Here is a 15690-nt window from a genome sequence, read left to right on the forward strand (position 1 = left end):
GGGGCCGATCAGAAGTGGATGCCGCGCATCATCTGCTGCAGCGCGATCGCCTCGGCTGACAGCTGCGGCTTGCCGCCCTTCTCGCCCTTGGCCGCGTCCGAATCGGGGAACATGCGGAAGCTGGTGTTCATCGCGATCTGGGCCACGCGCGGCAGCAGTGCATGCAGCAGCTGGCCGGTCGTGCCCAGGCGGGTGGCGATGCGCACCGGCTTGTAGACGCAGGCCTGCGCAATCATGTCGGCCGCCTCTTCCGGGCTCAGCGTCGGCACGTTGTTGTAGATCTTCGTCGGCGCGATCATCGGCGTGCGCACCAGCGGCATGTTGATGGTCGTGAAGCTGACACCCAGGTCGGAGTATTCGCTCGACGCGCAGCGTGTCCACGCATCCAGCGCCGCCTTGCTGGCCACATAGGCCGAGAAGCGCGGGGCATTGGTCAGCACGCCGATCGAGCTGATGTTGACGACATGGCCCTTGCGCTTCTTGACCATGCCCGGCAGCAAACCCATCGTCACCCGCAGGCAGCCGAAGTAGTTCAGCTGCATCGTGCGCTCGAAGTCGTGGAAGCGGTCGTAGCTGTTCTCGATCGCGCGGCGGATCGAGCGCCCGGCGTTGTTGATCAGGAAGTCGACGCCGTCGAAGTTCTCGGTCAGCCAGTGGATCATCTCGCTGCAGCTCTGCTCGTTGGCGATGTCGGCCGAGTAGATGTGGACCTGCGCGTCCTTGCCGGCCTTGCTGCGGATCTCGGCCTCGGCCTCCTTCAGCTTGACCTCGTCGCGCGCGCAAATCACGGTGATCGCGCCGGCTTCGGCGAACTTGATCGCCGCGGCCAGGCCGATGCCCGACGAGCCGCCCGTCACCAGCACCACCTTGCCGGCCACCGTGCCGCGCAGCGAGCGGTCGATCAGCAGGTCGGGGTCGAGGTGGCGCTCCCAGTAATCCCACAGGCGCCAGGCATAGTCGTCGAGCTTCGGACACTCGATGCCCGAGCCCTTCAGCGCCGCCAGCGTCTCGCGGCAGTCGTAGCGCGTCGGGTAGTTGATGAAGGTCAGGATGTCTTCGGGCAGCCCGAGGTCCTTCATGATCGCGTTGCGCACGCGGCGCACCGGCGCGACCGCCATCAGCCCCTTCTTCACGCTCTTCGGGATGAAGCCGAGCAGCGCGGCGTTGATGAACAGGTTCATCTTCGGCGCGTGGGCGGCCTTCGAGAAGATGTCCAGCACATCGCCGACGCGGTAGCCCACCGGGTCGACCAGGTGGAAGCACTTGCCCTTGGTCGCGGCCTTCGAGTGGCTGATGTAGTCGAGCGCATCGACGACGAAGTCGACCGGCACGATGTTGATCCGCCCGCCTTCGAGCCCGACCGCCGGCATCCACGGCGGCAGCAGCTGGCGCATGCGCTGGATCAGCTTGAAGAAGTAGTACGGCCCGTCGATCTTGTCCATCTCGCCGTTGGTCGAGTCACCGACGACCATCGCCGGCCGGTACACCGTCCACGGCACCTTGCTTTCCTTGCGCACGATCTTTTCGGACTCGTGCTTGGTCATGAAGTACGGGTGGTCCAGCCCCTCGGCCTCTTCGAACATGTCCTCGCGGAACACGCCTTCGTACAGACCGGCGGCAGCGATCGAGCTGACGTGGTGCAGGTGGCCGGCGTCGATCGCCTTGGCGAACTCGACGACGTTGCGCGTGCCTTCGATGTTGACCTGGACCTGCGCTTCTTCGTCTGCCGACAGGTCATAGACCGCGGCCAGGTGGTAGACCGCGTCGATCTGGCCTTTCAGCTGCTTGATCACGTCGGCCGCGACGCCGAGCTTCTTGGTGGTCAGGTCGCCGCTGACGGGGATTGCGCGGGCCTTGGGCACGCCCCAGTGCTCCAGCAGGCCGGACACCTTGCCCTCGCTGCCCGGGCGGACCAGGAAGTACACCGTCGAGCCACGGCGCGCGAGCAGTTTCTTGACGAGACGCTTGCCGATGAAGCCGGTGGCGCCGGTGACGAAATACTGCATGAGGCCTCCTGGGTGAATTGGGATTCGGGACGGGTATGTTCGCGCGGATTTTGGCCCGCGTCGCCACGGGCAGCTTTCGCGCTTACCCGAGATAGGCACACGCACCTAGCGTTTTAGGATGCCGCCTCGAAAACCGGCTCCTACACTGGCTTTCAGTGAGTGGTTCGCCCACTCCGACGTTTTGTCGCCAACCCTGCACACCGAAAGAGGATCCCCACCATGGTCAAGAAGCTGAAGAAGATGGCTGAGCAAAAGTCTGCCTCCCCCGCGGGCCTGCTGGACAGCCAGCTCGCCGGTGCGGTGAAGGCGTCGGCCCAGCAGATCTGGCTGGCCGGCATGGGCGCGTTCTCCAAGGCCCAGGAAGAAGGCACCAAGGTCTTCGAAGCCCTGGTCAAGGAAGGTGTCAGCCTGCAGCGCAAGACCCAGGCCGTCGCTGAAGAGCGCATCGGCGAAGTGACCGGCAAGATGAGCGCGATGGCCGGCGAAGTCACCAACAAGGCCGGTGCCTCGTGGGACAAGCTCGAATCGATCTTCGAAGCCCGCACCGCCAAGGCGCTGGGCAAGCTGGGCGTGCCGACCGCCAAGGACGTGGCCGCCCTGACCGAGCGCGTCGACGCGCTGGCCAGCGCCGTGGCCAAGCTGGGCGGCAAGGTCGCCCCGGCAAAGAAGGCTGCCGCCGTCAAGGCCAATGGCGCCGCCGCCCCGAAGGCCGCGGCCAAGAAGCCGGCCGCCAAGAAGGCCGCCCCGGCGAAGAAGGCCGCCGCCCCGCGCAAGGCCGCGGCCAAGAAGGCCGCCAAGCCCGCCGAGGCCGCAGCCGCCTGATGAGCCTGCGGGGTATCGCCATGACGGCCGCGCCCCGCACCTGAGCAGTACCCGCCTTTGAGCCCCCGCCGCCCTCCGGCCCCCAACCGCCAGCCGAACCGCCCCAGGATCGCGCTGGCGCTGGCCGGCGGCGGCCCGCTCGGCGCGATCCATGAGGTCGGTGCGCTGTGCGCGCTCGAAGAGGCCCTGCCGGGCCTCGACTTCACCGACCTGAACGCCTACATCGGCGTGTCCGCCGGCGCCTTCATCGCCGCCGGCCTCGCCAACGGCATGACGCCGCGCCAGATGTGCGCCGCCTTCATCGAAAGCGACGGCGGCACCGACGACCTGATCGACCCCAGCCTGTTCACCCGGCCGGCGTGGCGCGAATACCGCCGCCGCTTGCGCCGCCTGCCGTCGCTGGCCGCCGATGCCGCCTGGCAGGTGGCCGCCGGCAAGCTGCCGTGGGTCAATGCGTTGGGCCTGCTCGGCGGTGCATTGCCCAACGGCCTGTTCGACAACCGCGCGATGCAGGCCCAGCTGGAGCGTGTCTTCTCGGCCCCGGGCCGCAGCAACGACTTCCGCCAGCTGCGCCGCCCACTGGTGGTCGTGGCCACCGATCTGGACACCGGCGAGGCCGCCCCGTTCGGTCTGCCGGGCTGGGACACGACACCGATTTCCCGCGCGGTGATCGCCAGCGCAGCGCTGCCCGGGCTGTACCCGCCGGTGGCCATCCACGGCCGGCACTATGTCGACGGCGCGCTGAAGAAGACGATCCACGCCTCGGTGCTGCTGGACCAGGGCCAAGACCTGCTGATCTGCCTGAACCCGCTGGTGCCGTTCGACGCCTCGCCGCGCCACGCCCACCACCCTGCACAGGCCCACGACGGCAAGATCCCGCACCTGGCCTCGGTCGGCCTGCCGGCGGTGCTGAGCCAGACCTTCCGCTCGTTGATCCACTCGCGGCTCGAGCTGGGGTTGAAGGGCTATGCCCACAGCCACCCCGAGTGCGACATCGTGCTGATCGAGCCCGATCGCCACGACCCGCAGATGTTCCGCGCCGGCACCTTCAGCTACACGCTGCGGCGCGAGCTGGCCGAGCACGCCTACCAGCAGACGCGCCGCTGGCTGCGCAACCGCTGCGCCGAGCTGGCACAGGTGTTTGGCGAACACGGCGTGCCGCTGGACCTGGATTCGCTGTTCCGCGAACGCCGGCTGCTGCCCAAGCTGGCCCTGCGCCGCTCAGGCAACCACCTGGCCGAACGCACACACCAGGTGCTCGACCGCCTCGAGACAGAATTGCGCCGCCTAGCGCCCGAGACCGCATAGCGGCAACACCGCATTTCGAGCGCGCGAAGCGCTGCTCGTTCTCAAGTGGCGTGCGCGGATCCGGCTTGGCCGGTCCGCTGCGCGAGCCCCCTCGGGGGGCAGCCCCTGGAAGGGGCGTGGGGGCTACAGATACCGCGATTCCAGGTGCGCCTTGAAGTGCGCCGGGTTCAGCGTTTCGCCGCTGGCGCGCACCGCCAGCTCGTCGGTGGTCCAGCGGCTGCCCTGGCTCCAGATGTTGGTGTCGAGCCAGCCGAAGACGTCGCCCAGCTCACCGTCGTTGATGCGCGCGTCCAGGTCCGGCATCGTGCGGCGCATCGTGGCGAACCATTGGGCCGCGTACATCGCACCCAGCGAGTAGCAGGGGAAGTAGCCGAACAGGCCATCGGCCCAGTGCACGTCCTGCATCGGGCCGTCGGTGTAGTTGCCGCGGGTGTCGATGCCCAGCAGCTCCATCATCGCGGCGTCCCACAGCGCAGGGATGTCCTCGGCCTCGACCTCGCCTTCGATCAGCGCGCGCTCGATGTCGAAGCGCATCATCACGTGGGCGGGGTAGGTCACCTCGTCGGCATCGACACGGATGAAGCCGGGCTTCACGCGCGTCAGCAGCCGATGCAGGTTGCCCGGCATGAAGGCGGCCTGGTCACCAAAGGCCTCGACCAGCATCGGCGACAGCAGCCGCGCGACGCCCGGATGGCCGCCGAGCTGCATCTCGAAGGCCAGGCTCTGGCTCTCGTGCAGCGCCATCGAACGCGCCTCTGCCACCGGCTGGCCCAGCAGCGCGCGCGGCAGGTTTTGCTCGTAGCGGCCATGGCCGGTCTCGTGGACCGTGCCCATCAGGCTTTGCAGGAAGTCGTCTTCGCGAAAGCGCGTGGTCAGTCGCACGTCCTCGGGCACGCCGCCCGAGAACGGGTGCGCGCTGACGTCCAGCCGGCCGGCGCTGAAGTCGAACTGCAGCATTTGCATCACGCGCTCGCACAACGCACGCTGCGCATCCAGCGCAAACGGCCCGTGCGGCAGCAGCACCGTCTCGCGGGCCTGCTTCTCGGTCACCCGGCGGATCAGGTCGGGCAGCCAGGTGCGCACGTCGCCGAAGACCTCGCGCACCTTGGCGGTCGTCATGCCCGGCTCGTACTGGTCCATCAGCGCTTCGTAGGGCATCAGCCCCGAGCGATCGGCCAGGCGCTGCGCAACCTCGCGGCTGATGGCCAGCACCTCTTTCAGATTGGGCAGAAAGCCGGCCCAGTCGTTCGCCGGCCGCTGGCTACGCCAGGCGTGTTCACAGCGCGAGATGGCCAGCGAGCGTTTCTCGACCAAGGCTTCGGGCAGCGAGGTGGCAGCATCCCATTGGCGGCGCATCTCGCGCAGGTTGGCCTTCTGCGCGTCGTCGAGCGACTCGCCGGTGGCGGCGTCGAGACCACTGCCGAGTGCGTGGTCGGTGCGCAGGCGGTGCAACAGCCCGGCCATCTCGGCCAGTGCGGCCGAGCGCGCTTCGTTGCCGCGCGTCGGCATGTTGGCCTGCTGGTCCCAGTGGGCGATGTTCTGCAAATGCGCGAACCGGTGGATGCGCGTGAAGCGATCGGTCAGCGCGTCGTACTGCGGGGTGGCTGGTGGCATCTCGGGTGCACCAGGGCCGAGGTCGTCGGCCCCGGTCTCTCATACAACAAGGTCGTGGCCCGATTGTGGGTCGAACGCGACGTCACGCAAGCGCAACAGACACCCCCTCATGGGGGATGGCGCGGGGTTGCCATCGATGCTCTGGCGCGTGAAAACCCGGCCAATGCAAGTATCAAAACTACATGAATACTACGCAAAATAGTTGCATGAAGTTACCTTGATTCATCCGGATTAGTCCCGAATCTAGGGCCAAACCAGCTTGGAGGCGCCACCAGGCTGTATTGAAACTACATACGAATTCGGGGACTTTGGCGGTAGCACCCTGCCCTCGTCGGCATGCCCCCCGCGCAACGCCCGCTTACAGGGCCGGGCAGCGGAGAGACCCGCCGCCGGCCCCGCCCGACACCCGCATGAAAGGAGGCTGCTCGCCCACATCGCCGCAGTGGCTTTGGTCACTGACACCGCCCTCAACCATCGAGTTAGACAAGCATGAACAACAAACGGAGACGACTCGCCCCGGCCCTGGCCGCCCCCTTGGCCGCCCCTTTTGCTGCCGCTTTGGCCGCCGCGCTGCTGACCGCTCTGGCACCCGCCAGCAGCCACGCCGCCCTGAACCCCCGCGACACCTCGGTCCAGATGTTCGAGTGGAGCTGGAACGACATCGCGACCGAATGCACCCAGTGGCTGGGCCCGCAAGGCTACGGCGCGGTGCAGATCTCACCGCCGGGCGCGTCGAAGAACGCCAACGGCTGGTGGGGTGTCTACCAGCCGGTCAACTACGTGGCGCTGACCAGCCGCATGGGCAATGCCGCCCAGCTGCAGACGATGATCGACACCTGCCACGCCGCCGGCGTGCGGGTCTACGCCGACATCGTGGTCAACCAGATGGCCGACGGCAGCGGCACCGCGACCGACGGATCGAGCTGGAACGCCGACACGCTGAGCTACCCGTTCTTCAGCGCGGCTGATTTCCACAGCCGCTGCGACATCCAGCAAAGCGACTACAACAGCCCCGACACCCGCGACCGGGTGATGAACTGCCGCATGGGCGGCCTGCCCGACCTGGCCACCGAGAGCGGCTACGTGCAGGGCCAGATCGTCAACTACCTGCGCGCGCTGCTGAGCATGGGCGTCGACGGCTTTCGCATCGACGCGGCCAAGCACATGCCGGCGTCGGCACTGCTGAACATCCTCAACACCGTCAAGTCGACCCACCCGCTGACCAAGGCCGGCGAAACCATCTGGGTCACGCAAGAGATCATTCCCGACGGCGGCGTGACCCGCTCGGACTATTTCAGCGTCGGCACGGTGAACGAGTTCCAGTTCACCTACGCGATGCGCGACGTCTTCCGTGGCAACAACGGGCTGACGCTGTCGGCCATCCCGTCGATCATGGGCAGCTGGGGCAACTGGGGCGGCTCGTGGGGCTTCGTGCAGCCGCAGTTCGCGACGGTCTTCGTCAACAACTGGGACACCGAGCGCAACGGCAGCTCGCTGAACACCGCCAACCACACCGGCGCCATCAACGACACTGACGGCACCAAACGCTTCGACCTGGCCAACATCTTCATGCTGGCGCAAGGGTATGGCGAGGCGCAGCTGCATTCGGGCTTCCGTTTCACCAACGCCGACGCCGACCGGCCGACCGCCAGCCCGTATGTCAACGGCGTGCCGCAGATCAATGTGGCCTGGGACTTCGTGCACCGCTGGACCGACATCTCCAACATCGTCAAGTTCCGCTCGGCGATGAGCGGCCAAGCGCAGCAGAACTGGGCGGTTGGCAACAACGGCAACCAGGTCTCGTTCAACCGCGGCAATGTCGGCTTCGTCGCGTTGAACAACAGCACGAGCAGCTGGACCAAGACCTTTGCCACCACGCTGCCGGCCGGCACCTACTGCAACGTGGTGCAAGGCACGCTGGCCGCCGACGGCGCCAGCTGCACCGGCGGCACCGTGACGGTGGACGCGAGCGGCAACGCAGCGATCACCGTGGCCGCCAACGACGGCGGCAGCACCGTGCCGGCGGTGGTCATCTACACCGGGCAGAAGGTCGGCGGCGGCGGGGGTGGCACCTGCGCGATGACCTTCAAGATCGCCAACGCCAACACCAGCTGGGGCGAGAGCCTGTATGTCGTGGGCAACCAGGCCAAGCTCGGCAACTGGACGCCGGCCAAGGGCTTCGGGCTGACGATCGTCGGCAGCGGCGCCAACGCCACCTGGAAAGGCACGGTCGACTTGCCGGCCAAGACGGCGGTCCAGTACAAGTACGTGAAGTGGAACGGCAGCACGGCGGTCTGGGAAAGCAACCAGCCCACCGCCAGCGGCAACCGCGAACTCACCACTTGCGCCAAGGGCAAGGCCAAGACCCAGAACGACGGCAACTTCAAGTTCTAGAGGCAGGCTCCGGCTGGCGGGTCACCGCCAGCCGCCGAGGTCAGGTTGCGCCGAGCGCCCCTTCGTTCATCCGCGCGCTACAGCGTGATCTGGCCCGGAAACCACCACAGCAAGGCGGCCGTCATCGTGAGGTAGCGGCCGAACTTGCCGATCGCCATGTAGAGCACGCAGGGCCAGAACGGCAGCTTCAGCCAGCCGGCCACAGCGCACAGCGGGTCGCCCACCACCGGCAGCCAGCTCAGCAGGCAGGCCTTGGCACCAAAGCGCTGCAGCCACTGCAGCGCCCTCGCCTCGTGCGGGCGGCGGTGGGCCAGGTGCTCGTAGGCTTTCTCGGCCCCCAGGCCCATCCACCAGGTGATCGCGCCGCCCAGCGTGTTGCCCGCCGTGGCCACCAGCACAGCCGGCCAGAACAACCCCTCGTCGAGCTTGACCAGCCCGATGACCGCAAACTCCGAGCCCAGCGGCAGCAAGGTGGCCGAGACCACCGCGATGACGAAGACCGCGCTCAGGCCCAGCTTCGGCACCGCCAACGCGGCCAACAGGCTGTTCACCCATGACGCAATGCCTGCTTCCATGCCGGCGCATTATGGAAGCCCCGGGGGACCGGCAGGCCCCGGCCGTGCAACAGTGCATCGTTCGGCATGCCCTTGCCCTGCTGCCATCAGCCCGGTGTCAGCAGGTGATCGCATGCTGTGGCACGCCCTCCACTCGCCACGACGCACCATGCCGCAGATCGCCGCTTTCGTCCGTCACCCGAGAACAGGCACCCGGCGCATCGCCGCCGCGGTCGGACTGTGTGGGCTTTGGTTCGGGCTGCTGCTCGCCAGCCCGCTGCAGGCCGCGGAACCAAGCTGCACCCAGCTGACGGCCTCGGGCAACCCGGAGTACCCGCCTTTCCTGTGGCGCGACCCGGACAACGAGAACCGCCTGATCGGCGCCAATGCCGATCTGATGCAGTGGCTGGCCAAAGAGATCGGCGTACCGATCGAGGTGCAGTACAGCGGCCCCTGGGGCCGCGTGCAAGAAGAAGTGCGGCTCGGCCATGTCGACCTGATCGCCGGGGCCTTCTTCACCCAGCCGCGCACCGAGTACATGGACTACTTTCACCCGGCGTTCCACGAGACGCGCTCGGTGATCTGGACCCGCGGCGACAACGAGAAGCTGAAGTTCCGCCGCTGGCCCGACCTGGTCGGCCTGCAAGGCGTGACGGTGATCAACAACAGCTTCGGCGAAGAGTTCGACCGCTACGCCAAAGACAAGCTGCGCATCAACCAGGTGGCCAGCCTGGAGCAGGCGATCCAGATCGTGCAGGCCGGCCGCGCCGACTACCTGGTCTACGAAGACAGCCCCGGCCAGGCCTTTCTGGCCCGCCGCAACATCGCCGACGTGAAGATGCTGGGCGAGCCGGTGGCGCGCGAGAACCTGTACCTGACGCTGTCGCACCGCTCGGCCTGCAACACGCCCGAGATGCGCGGCCGCATCGCCCGCGCGCTGTACAAGCTGAGCCGCGAAAAGACGATGGGTGGCTTCGTCGACAAGGGCATCCAGCTCTGGCGCAAGCAGACGAACAAGTAACGCCCCCGGGCCCGGGGCTGGTGGGCCGGGCAGGTAGAATCCTGCCTCCTTTTTGAGCAGCCATGCCCGCGTCACCCCTTCTTCAACCGCTGTCGCGGCCCCTGCTGCACCCCCTGCGCCTGGGCCGCTACACGCTGGCGAACAATCTGTTCGTCGCGCCGATGGCCGGCGTGACGGACCGGCCGTTCCGCCAGCTGTGCAAGCGGCTGGGTGCGGGCTACGCGGTGAGCGAGATGGTGACCTCGCGCAAGGACCTGTGGCAGTCGCTGAAGACCTCGCGCCGCGCCAACCACGCCGGCGAGCCCGGCCCGATCGCCGTGCAGATCGCCGGCACCGACGCAGCGATGATGGCCGAGGCCGCCGCCTACAACATCGACCGCGGCGCGCAGATCATCGACATCAACATGGGCTGCCCGGCCAAGAAGGTGTGCAACAAGTGGGCCGGCTCGGCGCTGATGCGTGACGAGCCGGGCGCACTGGCCATCATCGAGGCGGTGGTCGCCGCCTGCGCGCCGCACGGCGTGCCGGTCACGTTGAAGATGCGCACCGGCTGGTGCGCCGAGGTGCGCAACGCGCTGTCGCTGGCCCGTGCGGCTGAAGGCGCTGGCGTGGCGATGGTCACCGTGCATGGCCGCACCCGCGAGCAAGGCTACGGCGGCCAGGCCGAGCACGAGACGGTGGCCGCGATCAAGGCCGCGCTGCAGATCCCGGTGGTCGCCAACGGCGACATCGACAGCCCCGAGCGCGCCGCCGAGGTGCTGCGCGCCACCGGCGCCGACGCGGTGATGATCGGCCGCGCCGCGCAAGGCAGGCCCTGGATCTTCGACGACATCGCCCACTACCTGGCACATGGCACGCACCGCGAGGCGCCGGCCACGCGCGACGTGCAGCGCTGGCTGACCGAACACCTGGCCGACCACTACACGCTGTACGGCGAAGACACCGGCGTGCGCAGCGCGCGCAAGCACATCGGCTGGGCCGTGCGGGCCCTGCCCGGCGGCGAAGCTTTTCGCGCCGTGATGAACACCTTGGACGACGCAGCCGCCCAGCTGCGCGCCGTGACGACTTTTTTCGACCACCTGGCCGACCAACACGAACGCCTGCCGGCGGTGGCTGACGCCGCCGCCAACCAGGACCAGATCGCCCTGCTCGCCTGAGCGCCGTTTTGCCGGAGCCCGCCGCGAGGCGGGCCTTCCTTTTTCATGAGCAAGAAGAACATCGAAGACTGCGTCCGCGAGACGCTGAACCAGTATTTCAAGGACTTGAACGGTGAAGAGCCGCACTCGCTGCACGACATGGTCATCCTGACCGTCGAGAAGCCGCTGCTCGACGTCGTGATGCGCCAGGCCGAGGGCAACCAGAGCAAGGCCGCCGAATGGCTGGGCATCAACCGCAACACACTGCGCCGCAAACTCGTTGAGCACAAGCTCATCAAGTGACCGATTTCCTTTCCATTGATCGCACCCACCACCATGGCTGACCTCACCGCTCTGCTCTCGGTCTCCGACAAGACCGGCATCGTCGACTTCGCCCGCGCGCTGCATGCGCAAGGCATCAAGCTGCTGTCGACCGGCGGCACGGCCAAGCTGTTGGCCGACAACGGTTTGCCGGTGACCGAGGTCTCCGAGATCACCGGCTTTCCCGAGATGCTCGATGGCCGCGTGAAGACGCTGCACCCGCGCGTGCACGGTGGCCTGCTGGCGCGGCGTGACGTGCCGGCCCACATGGCCGCGCTGAAGGAGCACGGCATCGGCACGATCGATCTGCTGATCATCAACCTCTACCCGTTCGCGCAAGCCACGGCCAAGGCCGACTGCACGCTCGACGACGCGATCGAGAACATCGACATCGGCGGCCCGGCGATGCTGCGCGCCGCGGCGAAGAACTGGCAGGACGTGGGCGTGGTGATCGATCCCACCGACTACCCGCAGGTGCTGGGCGAGCTGCAGGCCGGTGGCCTGCAACGCGCCACCAAGTTCATGCTGGCCAAGAAGGTGTTCGCGCACACCTCGGCCTACGACGGCATGATCACCAACTACCTGACCGCGCTCGAAGCCGGCTCGGAAGACAAGACCGCCGAGGTGCCGACCAAGGCCGAGTACCCGCAGGTCTTCAACCTCCAGCTGCACAAGGTGCAGGGCATGCGCTACGGCGAGAACCCGCACCAATCGGCCGCGTTCTACCGCGAAGCCAAGCCGGCCGCCGGCACGCTGGCGCAGTGGACGCAGATCCAGGGCAAGGAACTCAGCTTCAACAACATCGCCGACGCCGATGCGGCGTGGGAATGCGTGAAGGCCTTCGACCAACCGGCCTGCGTGATCGTCAAGCACGCCAACCCTTGCGGCGTGGCCGTGGGCGCGACGCTGCTCGAAGCCTACGAGAAGGCCTTCAAGACCGACCCGACCTCGGCCTTCGGCGGCATCATCGCCTTCAACCGCCCGCTCGATGCCGACGTGGTCGAAGCGATCAACGCGCGCAAGCATTTCGTCGAGGTCGCGATCGCACCGGCGATCACGCCGGCCGCGCGCACGGCCTACGCGAGCAAGACCAACGTGCGCCTGCTCGAAGTGCCGATCAGCCAGCAGTCGAACCCGCTCGATTTCAAACGGGTGGGGGGCGGCATGCTGCTGCAATCGGCCGACAACATCGACATCGTCGGCGAGCTCAAGGTCGTCACCAAGAAGCAGCCCACGCCGCAGCAACTGGCCGACCTGCGCTTCGCCTGGACCGTCGCGCGCTTCGTCAAGAGCAACGCGATCGTCTTCTGCAAGGACGGTATGACGATGGGTGTCGGCGCCGGCCAGATGAGCCGCCTCGACTCCGCCCGCATCGCCAGCATCAAGGCCGGTCACGCGGGCCTGACGCTGCAAGACACCGCCGTGGCCAGCGACGCCTTCTTCCCGTTCCGTGATGGGCTGGACGTGGTGGTCGACGCGGGCGCGAGCTGCGTGATCCACCCGGGCGGCTCGATGCGTGACGACGAAGTGATCGCCGCCGCCGACGAGCGCGGCATCGCGATGGTGCTCACCGGCACCCGCCACTTCCGGCACTGATCGCGCCTTCGGGCCCGCCGCCAAACGCCGCCACCGTGCGGCGTTTTTTCATGGGCCTGATGCCCACGGCCGCAGCGCAGATACTGTATTTATGTACAGTATTGTCATGGAGCTGCTGGACAAACTCGCCGTGCTGGCCGATGCGGCCAAATATGACGCGTCCTGCGCGTCCAGCGGCAGCGTCAAGCGCGATTCGAGCGATGGCCAAGGCCTGGGCTCGACCGATGGCATGGGCATCTGCCACAGCTTCACGCCCGACGGCCGCTGCGTCTCACTGCTCAAGCTGCTGCTGACCAACCATTGCCAGTACGACTGCCTGTACTGCGTCAACCGCGTCAGCAGCAACGTGCCGCGCGCCCGCTTCCGCCCCGACGAAGTCGTGCAGCTGACGCTCGATTTCTACCGCCGCAACCTGATCGAAGGTTTGTTCCTGTCCAGCGGCATCATCCGCAGCCCCGACTACACGATGGAGCAGTTGGTCGAGGTGGCCCGCTCGCTGCGGGAGGACCATGCTTTTCGCGGCTACATCCACCTGAAGACGATCCCCGATGCGGCGCCTGAACTGCTCGCGCGCGCAGGCCGCCATGCCGACCGGCTCAGCATCAACCTCGAGCTGCCCACCCCGGCCGGCCTGCAAGCCCTCGCGCCGGAGAAAGACGCCACCGGCATCCGCCGCTCGATGGCGCGCATGCATCTGCTGATCGAAGATGCGAAGCAGGCCGCCGCGCCTTTGGCGCCCCGAGCCGGCGCATCGTTGAAGCCGGCTCGGGTCGCACCGCCACGTTTCGCCCCGGCGGGCCAGAGCACCCAGATGATCGTCGGCGCCGACGCGGCCGATGACCGCACCATCCTGGCGACCAGCCACACGATGTACGCCAGCTACGGCCTGAAGCGCGTGTACTACTCGGCCTTCAGCCCGATACCGGACGCGTCGAAGCAGCTGCCGCTTCAAGCCCCGCCGCTGGTGCGCGAACACCGGCTCTACCAGGCCGACTGGCTGATGCGCTTCTACGGCTTCGACGCCGACGAGATCGTGCCCGCATCGAGCGGCCTGCTGGCGCTCGAGGTCGACCCGAAGCTCGCCTGGGCGCTGGCGCATCGCGAGCGCTTCCCCGTCGACATCAACCGCGCGCCGCGCGAGCTGCTGCTGCGGGTGCCTGGCCTGGGCGTGCAGACGGTCGAGCGAATCCTGCAAAGCCGTCGCGTGCGCCGGCTGCGCAACGAAGACCTGAAGCGCCTGCGCGTGTCGCTGAAAAAGGTGCTGCCCTTCGTGGTGACGGCCGACCACACCCCGCGCCGGCAACTGGACGACCCCGCATTGGCCCACCGGTTGGCGCCGGTGCCCGCCCAGCCGTCGCTGTTCGACGCCTGAGGCCCCGCAAGCCCGATGCAGACCATCCTGCTGCACGATGACGCCGACGTGGACGGCTGGCGGCGCGAGGCCCGCGCGCTGCTGCGCGCCGGCGTGCCGCCCGAGCAGGTCGACTGGCAGGTGCGGCCCGCAGCGCCTGGCGGCACCCTCGGGGCGGCCGAATCGCACTTCGATGCAGACACGGGCAAGTACCGCACGGCCGACACCTGGCGCCCGCCGGCCGGACTCTTCGACGAAGCGCCCGCCGGCGTCGCCACCCCTGCAACGCCGGCCCGCCCGATCGACACGCCGCGCGTACCGCCCGCATTCATCGAGCTGGCCGACGCGGCCTTGCTGCACTACGACCCGCAACGCTTCGGCCTGCTCTACCGCCTGCTCTGGCGCTTGCAGCAGGAACCCGCCTTGCGCAACGACCCGCTGGATGCCGACTGGATGGCCGCCGCCGCCCTGGCGCGCCCGGTGCGCCACGAGCAGCACAAGATGCGCGCCTTCGTGCGATTTCATGAGCGGGCCACGCCCGACGGCCCGCAGTTCGTGGCCTGGTTCGAGCCGCGGCACCACATCGTCGCGTCGCAGGCCGACTTCTTCCGGCGCCGCTTCGCCAGCATGCGCTGGGCCATCTTCACGCCACGCGCCAGCATCTCGTGGGACGGCGAACGGCTGCACCACGGCGGCCCGGCGCGGCGGGCGGACATCCCGCTCGACGACGACAAGCAGGCGCTGTGGCTGGCCTACTACGCCAGCATCTTCAACCCGGCCCGCCTGAAGCTGCAGACGATGGCCGGCGAGATGCCGCGCCGCTACTGGCACAACCTGCCCGAGGCCAGCCTGATCGGCCCCTTGGCCATGGCCGCCGCGCAGCGCACCCAGGCGATGGTCGACCGGCCCGCCACCGCGCCGCGCCGCCATCGTCCCGCGCAGGCTTTGCCGCCCATCGTCGCCGCCGATGCCAACCCGGCAGATGCACTGACCACGGCCCGGGCCGCCGCCTCAAGCTGCAAGGCCTGCGCCCACGGCCTGCAGGCCACCCAGCTGGTGTGGGGCGAAGGCCCGCGGCAGGCCCGCGTGATGGTGGTGGGCGAGCAACCGGGCGACCAGGAAGATCTGCAGGGCCGGCCATTCGTCGGCCCGGCCGGCGAGCTGCTGGCGCGGGCGCTGGCCGAAGCCGGCGTCGACCGCGCGGGCCTGTATCTCACCAACGCGGTCAAGCATTTCGGCTTCGAACTGCGTGGCCGCCGGCGAATGCACAAGACGCCGGGCCAGCAAGAGATCCTCGCCTGCAACGGCTGGCTGCAGCACGAGATCGACGCGGTGGCGCCGGACCGCCTGGTGGCGCTGGGCGCCACGGCGGCCCAGGCCCTGCTGGGCAAGCGCGTCGCGATCGAACGTGAACGCGGCCAATGGCGGCGGCGAGCCGACGGCCGCCCGGTGCTGGTGACCTGGCACCCCGCCGCGCTGCTGCGCATGCCGGCCGAGCGGCAGGCGTCAGCGTGGCGCCGGTGGGTCGACGACTTGGCGCAGCTGCGCAGCAGCTGAGCTGCGCGCC

Annotated in this window: 12 protein-coding genes; 9 read left to right on the top strand and 3 right to left on the bottom strand. The window is 68.2% G+C overall.

The window, feature by feature from the left end:
- Positions 1 to 8: 8 nt before the first annotated feature.
- A complete protein-coding gene (locus ACE3SG_RS17430) occupies positions 9 to 2006 on the bottom strand; it encodes an SDR family oxidoreductase (RefSeq protein ID WP_374567115.1) in 1998 nt (665 codons plus the stop codon).
- A 219-nt stretch (positions 2007 to 2225) separates the two neighbouring features.
- Between ACE3SG_RS17430 and ACE3SG_RS17435 the strand changes: the two genes are divergently transcribed.
- Both ACE3SG_RS17435 and ACE3SG_RS17440 read left to right on the top strand, forming a co-directional pair.
- Complete coding sequence (locus tag ACE3SG_RS17435) at positions 2226 to 2828, top strand: phasin family protein (protein WP_374567116.1); 603 nt, start codon at positions 2226 to 2228, stop codon at positions 2826 to 2828.
- A 57-nt stretch (positions 2829 to 2885) separates the two neighbouring features.
- Positions 2886 to 4136, top strand: coding sequence for a patatin-like phospholipase family protein (locus ACE3SG_RS17440; RefSeq protein WP_374567118.1), 1251 nt, complete (start codon positions 2886 to 2888; stop codon positions 4134 to 4136).
- Positions 4137 to 4259: 123 nt separating this feature from the next.
- Here ACE3SG_RS17440 and ACE3SG_RS17445 read toward each other — a convergent pair whose 3' ends face one another.
- Positions 4260 to 5750: a carboxypeptidase M32 gene (locus tag ACE3SG_RS17445; RefSeq protein WP_374567120.1), complete on the bottom strand. Its 1491-nt coding sequence runs from the start codon at positions 5748 to 5750 to the stop codon at positions 4260 to 4262.
- 489 nt (positions 5751 to 6239) lie between these two features.
- Here ACE3SG_RS17445 and ACE3SG_RS17450 point away from each other — a divergent pair, with 489 nt between their 5' ends.
- A complete protein-coding gene (locus ACE3SG_RS17450) occupies positions 6240 to 8144 on the top strand; it encodes a carbohydrate-binding module family 20 domain-containing protein (RefSeq protein ID WP_374567122.1) in 1905 nt (634 codons plus the stop codon).
- 77 nt (positions 8145 to 8221) lie between these two features.
- Here the strand turns inward: ACE3SG_RS17450 and ACE3SG_RS17455 are convergent, their stop codons facing one another.
- Positions 8222 to 8719, bottom strand: coding sequence for a YqaA family protein (locus ACE3SG_RS17455; protein ID WP_374567124.1), 498 nt, complete (start codon positions 8717 to 8719; stop codon positions 8222 to 8224).
- 148 nt (positions 8720 to 8867) lie between these two features.
- Between ACE3SG_RS17455 and ACE3SG_RS17460 the strand changes: the two genes are divergently transcribed.
- The 6 genes from ACE3SG_RS17460 to ACE3SG_RS17485 all read left to right on the top strand — a co-directional run bounded on the left by ACE3SG_RS17460 (position 8868) and on the right by ACE3SG_RS17485 (position 15680).
- A complete protein-coding gene (locus ACE3SG_RS17460; RefSeq protein ID WP_374567126.1) occupies positions 8868 to 9719 on the top strand; it encodes a substrate-binding periplasmic protein in 852 nt (283 codons plus the stop codon).
- Positions 9720 to 9781: 62 nt separating this feature from the next.
- Positions 9782 to 10876 carry a tRNA dihydrouridine synthase DusB gene (dusB, locus tag ACE3SG_RS17465; protein ID WP_374567128.1) on the top strand — a complete coding sequence of 365 codons (1095 nt, stop codon included), beginning with the start codon at positions 9782 to 9784 and terminating at the stop codon, positions 10874 to 10876.
- Between the two features lie 45 nt (positions 10877 to 10921).
- Entirely contained in the window at positions 10922 to 11158 is a 237-nt protein-coding gene (locus ACE3SG_RS17470; RefSeq protein WP_374567130.1) for a Fis family transcriptional regulator, read from the top strand.
- Between the two features lie 33 nt (positions 11159 to 11191).
- Positions 11192 to 12772 (top strand): bifunctional phosphoribosylaminoimidazolecarboxamide formyltransferase/IMP cyclohydrolase, encoded by a 1581-nt coding sequence (gene purH, locus ACE3SG_RS17475; RefSeq protein ID WP_374567131.1) that lies wholly within the window; start codon positions 11192 to 11194, stop codon positions 12770 to 12772.
- A gap of 106 nt (positions 12773 to 12878) precedes the next feature.
- Entirely contained in the window at positions 12879 to 14144 is a 1266-nt protein-coding gene (locus ACE3SG_RS17480) for a putative DNA modification/repair radical SAM protein (protein ID WP_374567348.1), read from the top strand.
- A gap of 15 nt (positions 14145 to 14159) precedes the next feature.
- Positions 14160 to 15680: a UdgX family uracil-DNA binding protein gene (locus ACE3SG_RS17485; RefSeq protein ID WP_374567133.1), complete on the top strand. Its 1521-nt coding sequence runs from the start codon at positions 14160 to 14162 to the stop codon at positions 15678 to 15680.
- Positions 15681 to 15690 lie beyond the last annotated feature (10 nt).

This window comes from Ideonella sp. (assembly GCF_041914305.1).
Taxonomy (GTDB): domain Bacteria; phylum Pseudomonadota; class Gammaproteobacteria; order Burkholderiales; family Burkholderiaceae_C; genus Ideonella.